Below are 15,267 nucleotides of genomic sequence, written 5' to 3'. Positions count from 1 at the left end.
AGCGCCGCCTGGAAGGCGGCCAGCGTTGAGCCGCCTTCCAGGCGGCGCTACAAGTAACACGTCTCGCTTGCCACCACCTCATTTTTTGGTGGAACCCTGGCGTATTTGCGTTGCCCAACCAGCGGTTGTAGAATGCACTGTGCGGCAGATGCCGCCTCCAACCCCCTCCGCTTCCTCATCGCCCAGGGCGTGAACCAATAGAACAGAGGAGTTCATGTATGTCAAGCGATTTTCGCTCCATCCAGGGCGGCGTCACCGCTCCGCCAGGATTCAAGGCCGGCTCTACCTCCGCTGGCATTAAAGCTGATCCAGATACCCGCGACGTGGCTTTACTTGCTTCCGATACGCTCTGCGCCGTCGCCGGAACCTTCACCACCAGCCGCGCCCCAGCCGCGCCCGTTTTGCTCTGCAAAGAGCATCTGCTTGCCACGGGCGGCCACGCGCAGGCGCTTGTCATGAACAGCGGCAACGCCAACTGCTCCAACGGCGAGCGCGGCATGATTGACGCCCGCCGCATGGCTGATCTGGCCGCCAAAAAGCTAGACATCGCTCCCCAGCATGTCCTGGTGAGTTCCACCGGCATCATCGGGCGTCCGCTGCCTATGGAGAAGATCGAGCATGGCATCGCTCAGGTCGAACTGGCAGCAGATGGCGGGCATCTCTTCACCCTGGGCATCATGACCACCGATACACGCCCCAAAGAGATCGCCATCGAGTTCGCGCTTGGCGACAAGACGGTGCGCCTGGGCGGCACGACCAAGGGGTCCGGCATGATCTACCCCAATATGGCGACGATGCTCTGCTATCTGACCACGGATGCAGCCCTGGACCCTGCCTTTCAGCAAGACACGCTGCGGCGGGCCGTCAACGATTCGTTCAACATGATCTGCGTGGATGGCGACATGTCCACCAATGATACTGTCTTGCTTTTCGCTAACGGCGTGGCCGGAAACGAGCCGCTGACCGCCGACGCGCCGGGCGCGTCCGTCTTCGAGGCGGCGCTGCGCCATGTCACCCGCTATCTGGCCCGCGAGATGGCCCGCGACGGCGAAGGCGCGACGAAACTGATGGAAGTCGTTGTGCGCGGCGCGCGCACCGACGCCGACGCCCGCCGCGCCGCCCGCGCCCTGACCATTTCGCCCATCTGGCGCTGCGCCGTCTATGGCGAAGACCCCAACTGGGGCCGCGTGCTTTCCACGCTGGGCGCGTGCGGGGCCGAGATGAACCATGACCGGCTAGATGTCTCCTTTGGCGACGTAGCCGTAATGCGCAATGGCGTTGCTGCCGACTTCAAGCCAGAGGCGGCCAAAGCGGTGCTGGCCCAGGCCGAGTTTACCCTCACCGCTGATCTGCACGTCGGCTTCTACAGCGCCACCGCCTGGGGCTGCGACATGACTCACGGCTACATTGACGAGAACGCCACCTATCATCGCTAGCAGGATTATTGGTGTCGCCACTCGTAGCGCCTGCTACTCAACAGCGCGTCGCTGCCTGGCGAAACGTGCTATCATAGATAGCATACCAGCAACTTTTTAGAGTATGGAAGAGAAGAGCTATCTGCTGGAGGCGCGCTATGGACACGAACCCATTGAATCCTGAGAACCGCGAGGCATTGCTGCAAGAACTGGCGCTGCGTTTGACTACCTCTCCATTCGACCCACGCACACAAAACCCCCAACTCTTCGTTGGGCGCCTGCCGGAAAACCTGCCGTTCGAGCTTCCCATCCCAGAGGGCAGCAGGATCATCGGCAGCCTGGCGCGCAGCGCCACCCACATAGACATCGTATTGGATGTGCCGCTGCTGCCGGAGCAGACGCTCGCCTTCTATAAAGAGCAGTTGCAGGCGGCAGGCTGGGCCGAGCCAGAGCAGCCGATGGGCATACCCCAACACGGCGGCTTTGTACATTCTCATATGCTTGCGCTGAGCCACAGCGCTCTTTTCTGCAAGGGGCCACATGGCCCGGCGCTCCACATCACTGCCATGACGGAGCAGACTGGCGCCACTGGTGTGCGCCTGGACCTGAACCTGGATGAGCGCGAATCCCCCTGCGGCCACGCGGCAAGAATGCGCCGGGAGCGCATGCACAGGCCGGGCATGGAGCAGCTTATCCCGCCGCTAGCCCCGCCAGCGGGCGCGCGGCAGATGGGCGGTGGTGGCGGCGGCGGCAGCGATAGCTGGTATTCGTCGGCGACGCTGGAGGCCGACGCCGATCTCGCCACGCTTGCCGCCCATTACGCCACCCAGCTAGAACAGGGGGGATGGACGCGCACCGACGCCGGGCAGCATGGGCCGGTGGCCTGGCACGCCTGGACCTTCCAGGACGAAGACCAGGAACCCTGGCATGGCTTCTTCTTTATGCACCAGTCGCCAGGCAAGCCGCACGACTATGTTCTCTATCTGAGGATCGAATGGGCCAACAAGGGCGAGCAAAAGAGCGGCTGGTTCTCCTACACCTCCTTATCATAAGGCGCTGACCGGCAGCGTGATGATTGGCCTGGGGCTGCGGTTGGCCTCGCCAGACCGCCGCTAGCCTGATTGGCATGGGGGCGCTATAATCTTTCTTAGAACAACTGATGACCCAGGGCAGCAGGGAGCACTCCAGGGAAGGGGCTTGTGAAAGGTTGGCAAGTGAGTCAAACAGGCGTACCCCAGAAGCCCTCCTCCAGCGTATGGCGCATTCTGGCGCTCCTGCTGGCCGTTGGCCTCTCATCTTCCGCCGCGCTTCTGGCGAAATACGCGCTGGAAAGCTTGTCGCCGTTCACCGTGACCGCCCTGCGCATCTGGATTGCCGCACTGGTGATGCTGCCTATCGCTATCTGGAGCGTCCCTGGCGGCCTGCGCTGGCGCAGCTTTCTCAACGCCCTGCCCATGAGCCTCTGTTATGGACTGAACAGCATCTGCTTTGCGGTTGGCATCGGCTTCACTACCGCCCTCGCCGCCCAACTGATCTATATGCTGGTGCCAGTGCTGGCGTTGATCGGGGCCAGAATCTTCTTTCGAGAGGCGCTCACCCCGGCGAAAGTGCTGGGTACCACGCTGGGCATCACCGGCGTGGTCATCGTCCTGCTTGGCTCGGTGGAAGGGGGCCTGGGCAATTCGCTGGGTACGCCGATGGGCAACCTGTTTATCATCATTGCCGCGTTTGCCTGGACATCGTTCAGCCTGCTGGCCCAGCGCCAGAGCCGGTCTTATCATCCACTAGAGCTTGTCTGCTACGCGCTGCTGACCTGCGGGCTGCTTATGCCGCTGCTGGTCCTGCCAGATATTCTGCGCCAGCAGGCCATCCACGCCAACCTCACCTGGCTGGCGGTGCTTTCGGCAGTGGGGCTGGCGCTGCTCGTCTCGGTTGGCCGTGATACCGCTTTCCAATGGGGCATCCAGGGCAGCAGCGCCTTTGCCGCCAGTGCTATGGGGTTTGTCGCGCCGTTCTTGACCGTCGCCTATGCCATTCCCCTCCTGGGCGAACAACTCAGCATCAATCTGCTCATCAGCGGCGTCTTTATTCTGGTGGGCCTCATTTTTGCCGTCATTCTCCCTGCGCGACAGCAATATCGGGAGCGCGCCCTGGTAGAAGAACGCGCGGCCCCGCAAACAGCAGGCAATCCACCAGAAGGCGAGGCAGCGCCGCCTGCGCCGCCAGGATAGGCTGCAAGAGAAAGGAACCTCCCATGACTCAGAGCGCCCCAGCGCGCCGGATGAAACTTGGCCTGATTCCTTCCATTGATGAGGCGTCGGTGAACGGCCAGACGCCGCGCTACCGCGACCTGCAAGACACGGCGCAGGCGGCAGAGCAGGCTGGCTTCGACTCGCTCTGGCTGGCCGACCACCTGATCTTTCGCTTCCCTGGCAAAGACGAGCAGGGCTGCTGGGAGGTCTTCACCTTTCTGAGCGCGCTGGCCGCCGTCACCTCGCGCATGCAGCTTGGCCCGCTGGTGGCCTGCACGTCGTTTCGCAATCCAACCCTGATCGCCAAAATGGCCGACAGCCTCGACGAGATCAGCAATGGCCGCTTCATCCTGGGCCTGGGCGCGGGCTGGCACGAACCGGAATATCGCGCCTTTGGCTACCCCTTCGATCACCTCGCCAGCCGCTTCGAGGAGGCGCTGCACATCATTCTGCCCCTGCTGCGCGAGGGCCACGTTGATTTCGAGGGGAAATACTATCAGGCGCGCGAGGCTGTGCTGCGCCCGCGTGGCCCGTCCAAAGCTGGCCCGCCGATCTTGATCGGCGCTCGCCGCCCGCGTCTGTTGGAACTGACCGCGCGCTATGCCGACGCCTGGAACACTACCGCCTGGACGTTAGGCGCTGACCACGTTGCCAGCAAATATCCTGACTTGCTGGAAGCCTGTCAGAAGGTGGGGCGCGACCCGGCCACTATTGAGTTCACCGCCGCCGTTGGGGCGCGGCTGCTCGCGCCCGGCGAATCGAAGCCAGCGAACGCGCCGGAAATCACCGGCACGCCTGAAGAAGTCGCCGACATGCTGCGCAAGTTCATCGCCATCGGCGTCAAGCATTTGATCGTCGCCGTCGAGCCAGAAGGCGTCGTGGGCGTCGGGCGCTTCGCCCGCGTGATCGAACGGCTCGATCAGGGGTGAGGAGCCTCTACCAATCATAATACTCTAGCCGGTTGCGCGCAGTTCTTGCTCACGCCGTTCCTTGATGAGTTGGCGGAGTTTCTGAGCAAAGGGCGACACACTTTCCTGAGCGCGTTGCTTGACATACGCTATATCCTCGGCGATCTCGCGGTCAATCTCTTCTTTATGCTCATAGTAATAGTGCAAAGCAGCATACACTTCGGTCAAGGTGAGCGTGGGATAAACATCCTCGGAGACAATCTGCTCAGGTGTATACCCCTGGTGAATGCACTCAGCAATATCATGCACCGCGATCCGGTGGCCCGCAATGCGCAGCAATCCGCCGTACACACCGGGGGTGCGTACAATTCCTTTGATGTCGGTTTCTTGTGTCCCTGGAACTGGCGTAAACGCCTCGGCTTCTTTCTCTGGCTCAAGGCTCATGTTGTTCACCCCCTGGATAGCGTGCTATGCCGCTCTGGTGTTTCGCTCTGCCTAGAGCGTGACGCGCCCGTTGCCAGCGGGCATAGTGAAGCGCAGGAAGCCACCGTTTGCCAGGCGTGTACAGACAACGGCAATGATGAAGTAGATCAGCAGAAAGGCCGCGTAGCCAACCTCATTGACGGCAAAGGAAACCACCGAAAGCGGATGCGCCGCGCCCGGCAGAAGCCGCGCCCACGCGGGACCGAAGCCATCCGGCCCCACCAGCAGGTTCGCGCTGCCCAGGCCCAGCGCCACCACCACATCCACCAGCAGACACAGGCCCGCCAGCATCGGCCCCATCTTCCAAAAGCGCGCGCTCATCTTCTCGCGCTTCGTGGACACGACGCGCATGGCCGCCCAGACCGGCGGGGAAAACTGGAGCAAGAGCAGCAAGAAGAAGAAGGCAATGATCGCTGCGCCCGGCCAGGTGTCCCGCGCAACCATCTCCAGCAGCCGGAACGCCGCGAAGATGCTGACGCCCTCGATGACGGCGCGGGCATAGCTCGTTCGGCGGAAGATGCGCCCCTTAGCCGGTTTCTTGCGGGCATGCGCCGCTGGCGCAGAGGATGGCGCTGCCGCCTCGGCTGCTGGTGTATCGGTGGCCGGAGGCTGGATTTCGCCTATATCTGTATGCCTTGTATCTGTATTTTTGGCAGGAAGGGATGTTTCGCTCATGCCCGTATTATAGCGCATCCATGATGCTGCTGCTCGCAGGCGGTTAAAGCGGGCCGCTCGCCTTGCCGCCAGCAGACCGCATGCCCAGGCCCTCTTTCAGTTGCAGGCTGAGTATGCGTGTCCCCTGGACACAGCGTTTCCCTAGCTGGTGGGCCTGCGCGCAGCCCTGAGTCAGCCGCTCGCACAGATCGTGTTCCTGCTCCAGCAGCCTGCGCAGCCGCAGCGGTACAGGCTCGCTCAAATCCTGGGTCGGTCTCGCGCTCATCGGGCCGCTGCGGTAGGCGGGATGCCACTCGGCGGCATCGTTCATCCCGGAGTTAATCAGGGACCGCAGGCCAAAAAGAGACGATTCCACTTGCGCCAGGTAGCCCACCTGATGCTGCAAGACATTCTGAAGGTCTTCCGCCAGCGTGCTTCCCTGCGTCATATGGCTCACTAACTGCTGGACCCATAGAAGGAACGGAGCAGTCTGATCGACCAGCGTGCCGGTTGAAGGCAGCGTCACCGGGAACGCGCCCCTGGTCAGCGCCACGCATGCCTTCACCAGATGTTGGATAGCTTCCTCCAGCCGATGATAATCCTGCTGAGCGCGCCCACCCCGGCTCAGGCGCTCGGCCAGCAGATTCAGGCTCAGCCCCAAGGGCAGCAGTTCGTTCCCCTGCAAATTCACGCGCGCCGAATATTCCCCATTGGCAAGGCGCGCGTGTACCTCTTGCAGTGTGCCGATGCCATGCTCCAGGCGTTGGTTCTGTTCCGCGATCTGCCGCGCCTGATTGTGCAGGCGCATCCGCGCCTCCGCCAGTTCTTCCGCCCGGCTGGCTCGCAGCAGGGCGCGCTGCACACCGGCAGAATAGAGCCAGACAATCGTCGTCGTACACATAATCAGCAAAATCGGCGGGACCAGCACCGGATAGTCCTGGCCGTTATAATTGCTCTGCACCAACAGATTCAATGAAGCATCATGAGGCAGCACGAGGAAGAACCCCACAATGAGGGCGATCTGCACGATACCCGTCACAGCAATCCAGGGGCGTGAAAGAACCACCCCTGCATCCAGCACCGCGATCAGATACAGAGAAAAGATCGACGGCGACAGGCTGCTCAGCCCTGTGGGGTTATTCAGAATGGCCGCCGTGACCCCCAGGTCTACCAGCCCGATGCAGATCAATCCGGCCAGAGTAATCTTGCCAGCGCGATTCAAGAACGTAGCCAGCAGACCTAACCCGATATTCACACCGAGCGACACCACCAGACGCGGCTGGATGAACACATCAGGGAGCAGAATCAGAATGGCCGCCAGCACCAGCACCAGCAGCACGCTCACCATCTGCGAGCGGCGGAAGAGTTCTTGCCCGGCCAGGTCCGCGCTAAACTGCTCAGGGCGCGGGCTGGTCAGCCAGAGCCAGCCATGCCAGATGCGTCGTCCAAAGCCGGATGGGCGCGCTTCTTGTGTGGCCTCAAAGAGCGCATCTTCATCGAGATACTCAGGCGGGATGCTGCGAAGCGAAGGACGGTTCATCATGGGTGCAATTCCTCTTCTCTCTGGTACAGGGACACAACCTATGAGCCAACCGCTGATGCCGACAGAACCGGACCCTGGAAGCGCCGGAAGCAAAGGAGAGCCAGCCCGATCACATGCTTACGAATTGCCCAATTATAGCGACACCGCCCGGCACTGTCAAACAAGCCCCAGGGCAAACGTCCCACCCAAAAGCAAGGTCCACCTGTAGCGCCGCCTCCCTTCGGGAAGGGCCGCTTGACCGCGCTGGGCGCGGCCATTCTCGCTCGGCTGCGCCTCGCTCGCGCGTCCCTTCCAGGCGGCCAACGCTGCGCCCTGGCGAGCGTTCGCCCTCCAGGCCAGCGGACCAGCAGGCCACCGTTGGCTGCCGAGACGGCGGCGCTACCAGCGGCAACCTCCGATCATTGGTGGAACCCAGGGCAAACGTCCCACCCAAAAGCAAGGTACTCAGACACGGGTCTGCCCTCTGCCCATCTGCGACAGAATGTGGTATACTGAGTGTAATGTAGAGATGCGATGCGCACGCGGGTTTGTGCCATCAAGATGCTACGAGAGCATCAACCCTGGAAAAGTTCCTCCCCATGAACGAGGTGGCCGACGGATAGAGAGGCGGAAGGCGCGCAGGCTGCGCTCTTGACAGAAACAGCCGACTGGGCTATGCTACATAATACCAGCAGGGCGAGCAGACAACCTGGTATACATCTTGCTCATCGCGTTCCTAAAAGAAAGCTGGTATGAGTATTGAGCCTGAGGGCTGGCGCTCGACTTCGAGTTTCCCCTCTTTTGTCCTTTATGTCCTTTAACTTCATCAACGACCAGGCGAGAATGCTACATTGTAGCCGCGGACGCTGGAAGGGCTGGTTTTACCTCGACAGGCGTTGAGATAAATCCAGCCTTTCGTAGCTTAGTGCCGGATTCAGGAAGCGAGGTTTACCCACATGGACCTGGTTAAGCGGCTAGAGGAGTATCGAGATCGGGAGCGGGAACTGGCGTGGGAAGGCACATTCGCGCAATATTTTGAGATTGTGACCAAACAGCCTTCCATCGCACAGTTGTCCCATGAACGGATTTATAACATGATCATGGCGGCTGGCGCCGAGACCAGCCGCAGCGGTGAACCCCGCTACAAATTCTTCAGCCAGGAAATCTTTGGGCTGGAGAAACCGCTCCAGCAGATCGCGGAATATTTCCACTCTGCCGCCCAACGCCTGGAGGTGCGCAAACGTATTCTCCTGCTCATGGGGCCGGTTGGCGGTGGTAAATCCACCATCGTCTATCTGCTCAAGCGCGGGCTGGAGCAATATACCCGCTCCACAGAAGGGGCCATCTACGCCATCCGAGACTGCCCCATGCACGAGGAGCCGCTGCACCTCATCCCCATCGATCTGCGCGAAGATGTGGAGCGCGAGTTTGGCCTCTACATCGAAGGCGACCTCTGCCCCCACTGCCGCTGGATGATCGAAGACAAGTACAGCGGCAAGATCGAAGAAGTACCCGTCAAACGCATCGGCTTCAGCGAAAAGTACCGCATCGGCATCGGCACCTTCACCCCATCTGATCCGAAGTGTGTCACTGGCGATACGCTTGTTCTGACCAGCGAGGGAATGCAAACTATGGAGGACATCTACCTCTCGCTGGAACGCAAGCCACGCGAAGACGAGTTTGTACCTTTTGAGACGACGGTGCTGGGCGTGGATGGCCCAGAGCAATCGGCAAAGTTCTACTGTGGCGGCTTCCAGCCGATCTACGAAGTAGAAACCAACCTGGGCTATACCATTCGCGGCACAGCCAACCACCCACTGCTGACGCTGCTGCCCGGCGGTGAAACCACCTGGAAGAAGATCGGCGAACTTCAGCCAGGCGATTATGTCGCCCTGGCTCGGGGCTCCCATATCTTCGGCCAGAGCGCCCCCTTGCCAGACAGCTTCTATCCACTGCCGCTCCAGCCCAGGACAATGACACCCGAATTAGCCTACTGGTTGGGTCTGCTGACCGCCGAGGGCAGCGTTACACCCTATGAAACATGGTTTGTCAATGCCTCCCAGGCGCTGATTGATCGCTTTGTCCAGTTGACGCGCACCCTATTCGACCTGGAGGCCATCCCGCACCGCAAGGGGCAAACGTACAACTATAATATCTCGATCAGCAATAAGGCGCTGAGCGCCTGGCTGCGTAGCGAACTGGGCATCAAGCGCGGCTCTGGAGCCAAGACGATCCCCGCTGCCGTCCTTGCCAGCAGCGAGGCTGATGTGCTGGCCTTCCTTGAAGGTCTCTTCTGGGGTGATGCCACCATTCGCGGCGATTCCTCCGGCTCCAATACCTTCAAGTACGCATCGAAATCCCGCCAGCTTGCGCGCCAGGTCCATGCTTTGCTGCTCAATCTTGGCGTGGTTGGCTCGCTCTGGAGCAGTGAGATTGAAAGCGTGCGCTACTATAACGTGACCCTGCGCGGCGATCAAGTGCTTGATCTGGTCGCATTGATTCCCTCGCTGCGCGAGAAGGCCACCAGCCCCCTGCGCGAGACGCGCAGCGCCAAAACGAATTACGATCACCTTCCACACGGCGGTACGCTGCTGAACGGGCATGGTGGCAATAGCTATCTCGCCCGTATCATTGCCGGACACCGCGAACTTTCTTACGGGCGCGCGCAAACGGTGCTGGCTGAACAACCGGAACTGGCGGGAACCGCACTGGCGTCACTGGTGCGCCAGCAATACCTCTGGCTCACCGTCCGCGAAATGCGCCCCGCAGGCATTGAGCCGGTCTATGATCTGCTCGTGCCAGGCACACACTCCTTCGTGGCTGATGGCTTCGTCCAGCACAACAGCCAGGATGTCGCCGAGCTAGTAGGCGGTATTGATCTCTCCACTATTGGCGAAGTTGGCGTAGAAAGCGACCCCCGCGCCTACCGCTTCGACGGTGAACTCAACATCGCCAACCGAGGGCTGATGGAGTTCATAGAAATGTTGAAATGCCAATCAGGCGGTGTTTTGACATTCACACAATCAGGCATTCGCAGGCTCGATTCATTCGCTCAGCCAGACCACCCGGCAGGCGAATCGCGCCCGGTTGAGGTGCAGATTGCCAGCAGCATGGGTGTTGAGACGGCAGCGCATCTCTATCATGCAGGCGTTCAGCCAACGAAGCGCGTCACTACCCGGCGCGGTTATATCTCAGAGGGTACATTTGAGCATCGCATCCAGGTCGTCAACAACGAAGGTGTGCAAGTTTGGCGAAGACTTGATGAGTTCAAGGTTGGCGATTGGGTCGTCATGCAGAAAGGGCAAAACCTCTGGGGCCAGGATGTCGAGATTCAGTGGCAGCCGAAGCGTCCAATTCTGGCTTCGCGTATCAAGACACCTGAACGCATGACCCCTGGCCTGGCACGCTGGCTTGGCTATCTGACAGGGGAGGGCGACGCCCGACCCGATGGAACTATCCGCTTTAGCAATGTCGAAGAAGAACTGCGGGCTGATTACTGCCAACTAACCAGTGAACTCTTTGGCATCAGCCCACGCTGCTATAAGAAAGTCATCCAGCTTAATAACGTAGCCCTGCTTGATTTGCTCAGCTATCTTGGCTTCAAGACCGGCGCGTACAACAAAGAGATTCCCTGGTCGGCGCTTCAGTCCTCGCGCGAGTGCGTACTGGAGTTCCTGGCTGGCTACTTTGCAGGCGATGGTACTGTCAATCTCGGCGGACGACTCTCCTGGACAACTGCCTCGGAGCGGCTGGCAGAGCAGCTTCAGATTGTCCTGCTCAACCTGGGAGTAGTCAGCCGCCGCGTCAAGACACGCCAGCGCGCGGCAAAAGACGCCCCCTATCAGAACTATTGGACGGTGACCGCCAGCGGCGAGGACGCTGATCACCTGGCGACGCAGATGCGGCTGCTGCCGGTGCGTAAGCAGTTCATCTACGAGAAGCGCCGCGCCGAGCAGCCGCGCGCCGGACGCGCCGATGTCATTCCCAACACTGCCCAGTATTGGGCGTCCATCTCGGATGATCTCCAGCGCGTTGTGAAAGCGCGCGCCATGGTCGTTGGTGGCGTTGGCTACCGTGCCCGCGAGGGAGCCTGGCAGATACTCGGTGAGCAGTATACTAACCTGCATATGGTGCGAACAGGCACGAACACCTGCACCCGCGAAATGGCAACGAAGCTCCTGAGTAAGCTGGAAGGTTGGGTCGAGCCGCCTCCTGGCCTGAGCGCCCTGCTCAATCCTGCCCAGTTCTATGACGAGATTGTCTCCATCGAGGACAGCGAAGCCGACTGCTGGGACTTCAACGTGCCTGGCTCCAATACCTTCATCGCCAACGGCTTCGTCAATCACAACTGCGACGAAAAGTTCTTGTACGTCCTGCTCACACTCTCCCAGGAACAGAACATCAAGACGGGCCGCTTTAGCATGATCTACGCCGATGAGGTCGTCGTTAGCCATACCAATGAGGCCGAGTTCCAGTCGTTCATCGGCAACCGCAAATCTGAGGCATTACAGGACCGCATCATTCTTATCAAAGTACCCTATAACCTGCGCGTCACTGATGAAGTCAAGATTTACGAGAAACTGCTCAAGCAGAGCGCCATGCAAAATGTCCATCTCGCCCCCAACACGCTGCGCATTGCCAGCACCTTTGCCGTGTTGACCCGGCTGGAGCCGTCCAAGAAGGCTGGCATGAGCCTGCTGAAAAAGCTCAAGCTCTATGACGGTGAAGACCTGGAGGACTTCAAGCAAAAGGACATCAAAGAATTGCAGGATGAGGCCACGCGCGAGGGCATGGAAGGCATCTCCCCGCGCTACATCATCAACCGGCTTTCCAGCGCCCTGGTGCGCGAAAATGTCACCTGCATCAACCCCATTGACGCCCTGCGCGCCCTGCGCGATGGCCTGGACCAGCACACCGGCATCACCCGCGACGAGCGCGACCGCTATCTCAACTTCATCTCCGAAGCGCGGAAAGAGTTCGACCAACTGGCGCAGAAAGAAGTCCAGCGCGCGTTTGTCTACTCCTACGAGGAGTCGGCGCGCACGCTGCTCAATAACTACCTGGATAACGTCGAAGCGTATTGCAACAAAACCAAGGTCCGCGACCCCATCACGGATGAAGACCTGGAGCCGGACGAGCAGTTGATGCGCTCTATCGAAGAGCAGATTGGCATCACCGAGAACGCGAAGAAAACCTTCCGCGAGGAAATCTTGATTCGCATCTCCTCGCTCGCCCGCCGGGGCCAGACCTTCGACTACACCAGCCACGAACGGCTCAAGGAAGCGATTGAGAAAAAACTGTTCGCGGACCTGCGCGACGTGGTGAAGATCACCACCTCCACACGCACCCCCGACGCCGAGCAGCTCAGGAAAATCAATGAGGTCGTCAACCGGCTCATCAGCGATCACGGCTACTGCCCCGTTTGCGCCAACGAACTGCTCAAGTACGCCGGGACGCTGCTGAACCGCTAAACGGTTCGTCGTCCCTGTGTTGCCCAGGCGTAGGATGCGAGCGTGAGCGCACTGGTGGATGGTGGACAACACTTCCCACCATCCACCGTTGTCATAGAGGAGGGCCGCCAGTATGCCCGTCACCCGCCCTGACTGGTCGCTGCACCGCAAAGGCCACATTGACCAGGAACGCCACAAGCAGAAAATCAAAGAGGCCGTCAAAAAGAACCTCGCCGATATTGTCAGCGAAGAGAACATCATTCTCTCCGATGGCAAATCCATCATCAAAGTACCCATTCGCTCGCTCGATGAATATCGTTTCCGCTACGACCCCGGACGCCAGGAGCAATCCGGCCAGGGCGACGGCAAAAGCAAAGTGGGCGATGTCATCGCCCAGGAGCCGCGCCAGGGTCGGGGCCGAGGCCGCAAAGGCGACGCGGGCGAAGACCCTGGCTACGACTATTACGAAGCCGAAATCAGTCTGGACGAATTGGCCGCGCTGATCTTCGAAGACCTGGGGCTGCCCTTTTTGGAAGAGAAGAAGCTGGCCGAGATGGAAACCCAATCGGTGCGCTTCACCGATGTGCGCAAGAAGGGACCACTGGCAAACCTGGACAAGAAGCGCACCATTTTGGAGAACATCAAGCGCAACGCCGCCAAAGGCGACCCCACCTTCCACGACCTGAAGAACGAAGACCTGCGCTACAAAGTCTGGGAGCCGACGATCAAATATCAATCCAACGCCGTCGTCATGGCGATGATGGATATTTCCGGTTGCCATACGAGCGGGCATCATATCGAGATGGCCGATGGCTCCTATAAGGATGTCTCGGAGGTGGTAGTTGGCGATGAGGTGGCGTGCCTTGATCTGGACACGCTGGAGAAAACGACTTCACACGTCACCAACACCTTCACCAAGACCGCGCCCCAGACGCTGGCTATCGAAACCGAAGATGCCAACCTGCGCGCCACGCCGCAGCACGTGTATTTCGTCTACGACGAGCGAAATAATCTCATCATCGAGAAGCGCGCCGATGAACTGGCCGCTGGCGACAAGCTGATCCTGGTGAACACCTGGGGCAGCACGGCCAATCAACCAGCAGCAACCCTCATGGAAGATCAAGCCTATATGCTGGGCGTCCTGCTCGGCGATGGACACATCTATATCAGCCCGAATAGTTCAACTATCTTAGTGACCGATGAGAGCGAGGAACGCCTGCGCCTCTACCGCGCGGCATTCCAGCGCGGCTTCGGCGTGCAGGGCATCATCAGTCATCGCCCTGGCCCCCAGAACCGCCAGCGCATCTACTTTAATCGTGCGCCGCTAGCCCGCAAACTGGCGCAACAATATCCTATGTTGAAACGCCGCTCGCGCTATCGTTACATTGACGAGGCTATCTACCGCGAGCCGCCAGAGATACGCGCCGCTTTCCTGCGCGGCCTCTTCGATGCCGAGGCCAGCGTGGCGCATCACGGCTTGCTCTTTTATTCATCCAGCAAGCAGCTTGTTACCCAGATCAAGCACTTGCTCTCCTATTGGGGCATTCGCGCGCGAGTACGCGACTATGAGCAGGGCGAGAGCCGCATGGGCGAAAAGAGCATCCGGGCTGGCATCTATTACACGCTCTCCGTCAACGCCAAGGATGTCCTGCTCTTTGCGCAATACATCGGCTTTGGCTGCCCGCAGAAGCGCGCAAAGCTGGCGAAGCTGGTCGAAAAGCAGTCCGCTGGCATTGACGCCATGCGCAGCAAATACATCCTGGCAGAGGAGAACTGGCGCACGCGCTTTGCCCATGTTGCCGGACATACGCGCCTCTACACCTACTATCGCCCGCAGACGCACACGCTCTCCCAGCAGCAGCTGCGCACGCCGGCAGGCAGCGCCACCGCCACGCTGGTAGACCAGGAATACATCCGTAGTGTCTTGAAGCGTGGCCTGATCGTCTCGCGTGTCCAGAGCATCAGTCCGATCACCGAAGACGTGCAGGTCTACGACTTCGAGGTGGCGACACATCACAATTACATCATCGACGGCATGCTGAGCCACAACAGCATGGGCGAGTTCGAGAAATACATCGCCCGCAGCTTCTACTTCTGGATGGTGCGCTTCCTGCGCACCAAGTACAACAACGTCAAGATCGTCTTCATCAGCCACCACACCGAGGCCAAAGAAGTCACCGAAGAAGAGTTCTTCCACAAGGGCGAAAGCGGCGGTACCCAGGTCTCCTCGGCCTACGAACTGGCCCTTCAGATCATTCAGGAACGCTATAACCCCAACGACTGGAACATCTATCCCTTCCACTTTTCCGATGGCGATAACCTGCCCTGGGATAACGAAAAGTGCGTGCAGCTCGTCCACAAGCTGATGCAGATGTGCAACCTCTTTGGCTATGGCGAGATTCGGGAGGGCCATTACCGCTCGCCCAGCACGCTGATGTCGGCTTATAACAAAATCAACGATAAGAAGTTCATCGCCGTGACCATCTCCGACAAAAAGGAAGTCTACCCCGCGCTGCGCAAGTTCTTCTCGCTGCGCGAAGGCGAGGCGGCAGTGAGCAGCGGCAAGATACGATGATGGCTGCC

9 protein-coding genes are annotated in these 15,267 nt (G+C 59.9%); 6 read left to right on the top strand and 3 right to left on the bottom strand.

Annotation, left to right across the window (positions count from 1 at the left end):
* The first annotated feature begins 218 nt into the window (after positions 1-218).
* The 4 genes from argJ to VH599_19640 all read left to right on the top strand — a co-directional run bounded on the left by argJ (position 219) and on the right by VH599_19640 (position 4,596).
* Positions 219-1,436 carry a bifunctional glutamate N-acetyltransferase/amino-acid acetyltransferase ArgJ gene (gene argJ, locus VH599_19655; GenBank protein HEY7350534.1) on the top strand — a complete coding sequence of 406 codons (1,218 nt, stop codon included), beginning with the start codon at positions 219-221 and terminating at the stop codon, positions 1,434-1,436.
* 137 nt (positions 1,437-1,573) lie between these two features.
* Positions 1,574-2,467, top strand: a complete 894-nt coding sequence (locus VH599_19650) for a hypothetical protein (protein HEY7350533.1) — start codon at positions 1,574-1,576, stop codon at positions 2,465-2,467.
* Positions 2,468-2,614: 147 nt separating this feature from the next.
* Complete coding sequence (locus tag VH599_19645; protein ID HEY7350532.1) at positions 2,615-3,646, top strand: DMT family transporter; 1,032 nt, start codon at positions 2,615-2,617, stop codon at positions 3,644-3,646.
* A 23-nt stretch (positions 3,647-3,669) separates the two neighbouring features.
* Positions 3,670-4,596, top strand: coding sequence for an LLM class flavin-dependent oxidoreductase (locus VH599_19640; protein ID HEY7350531.1), 927 nt, complete (start codon positions 3,670-3,672; stop codon positions 4,594-4,596).
* Between the two features lie 24 nt (positions 4,597-4,620).
* Here VH599_19640 and VH599_19635 read toward each other — a convergent pair whose 3' ends face one another.
* Genes VH599_19635 through VH599_19625 form a run of 3 tightly spaced genes read right to left on the bottom strand, consistent with a single transcriptional unit; the run spans position 4,621 to position 7,255 of the window.
* Positions 4,621-5,019, bottom strand: coding sequence for a DUF433 domain-containing protein (locus tag VH599_19635; protein HEY7350530.1), 399 nt, complete (start codon positions 5,017-5,019; stop codon positions 4,621-4,623).
* Positions 5,020-5,070: 51 nt separating this feature from the next.
* Complete coding sequence (locus tag VH599_19630; GenBank protein HEY7350529.1) at positions 5,071-5,751, bottom strand: hypothetical protein; 681 nt, start codon at positions 5,749-5,751, stop codon at positions 5,071-5,073.
* A 25-nt stretch (positions 5,752-5,776) separates the two neighbouring features.
* Positions 5,777-7,255: a hypothetical protein gene (locus VH599_19625; GenBank protein HEY7350528.1), complete on the bottom strand. Its 1,479-nt coding sequence runs from the start codon at positions 7,253-7,255 to the stop codon at positions 5,777-5,779.
* A gap of 935 nt (positions 7,256-8,190) precedes the next feature.
* On the opposite strand from VH599_19625, the gene VH599_19620 reads away from it, so the two are divergent.
* Both VH599_19620 and VH599_19615 read left to right on the top strand, forming a co-directional pair.
* Positions 8,191-12,705, top strand: a complete 4,515-nt coding sequence (locus VH599_19620; protein ID HEY7350527.1) for an LAGLIDADG family homing endonuclease — start codon at positions 8,191-8,193, stop codon at positions 12,703-12,705.
* 112 nt (positions 12,706-12,817) lie between these two features.
* Positions 12,818-15,259: a DUF444 family protein gene (locus VH599_19615; GenBank protein ID HEY7350526.1), complete on the top strand. Its 2,442-nt coding sequence runs from the start codon at positions 12,818-12,820 to the stop codon at positions 15,257-15,259.
* Positions 15,260-15,267: the final 8 nt, after the last annotated feature.

The organism is Ktedonobacterales bacterium (assembly GCA_036557285.1).
Lineage (GTDB): Bacteria > Chloroflexota > Ktedonobacteria > Ktedonobacterales > DATBGS01 > DATBHW01.
This window is presented reverse-complemented; position numbering and strand designations above follow the sequence as displayed.

Bases quoted from the DNA above. Each gene is read 5' to 3' on its own strand.
- argJ (HEY7350534.1), top strand. From the start codon at position 219: ATGTCAAGCGATTTTCGCTCCATCCAGGGCGGCGTCACCGCTCCGCCA.
- VH599_19650 (HEY7350533.1), top strand. From the start codon at position 1,574: ATGGACACGAACCCATTGAATCCTGAGAACCGCGAGGCATTGCTGCAA.
- VH599_19640 (HEY7350531.1), top strand. From the start codon at position 3,670: ATGACTCAGAGCGCCCCAGCGCGCCGGATGAAACTTGGCCTGATTCCT.
- VH599_19635 (HEY7350530.1), bottom strand. From the start codon at position 5,019: ATGAGCCTTGAGCCAGAGAAAGAAGCCGAGGCGTTTACGCCAGTTCCA.
- VH599_19630 (HEY7350529.1), bottom strand. From the start codon at position 5,751: ATGCGCTATAATACGGGCATGAGCGAAACATCCCTTCCTGCCAAAAAT.
- VH599_19625 (HEY7350528.1), bottom strand. From the start codon at position 7,255: ATGATGAACCGTCCTTCGCTTCGCAGCATCCCGCCTGAGTATCTCGAT.
- VH599_19620 (HEY7350527.1), top strand. From the start codon at position 8,191: ATGGACCTGGTTAAGCGGCTAGAGGAGTATCGAGATCGGGAGCGGGAA.
- VH599_19615 (HEY7350526.1), top strand. From the start codon at position 12,818: ATGCCCGTCACCCGCCCTGACTGGTCGCTGCACCGCAAAGGCCACATT.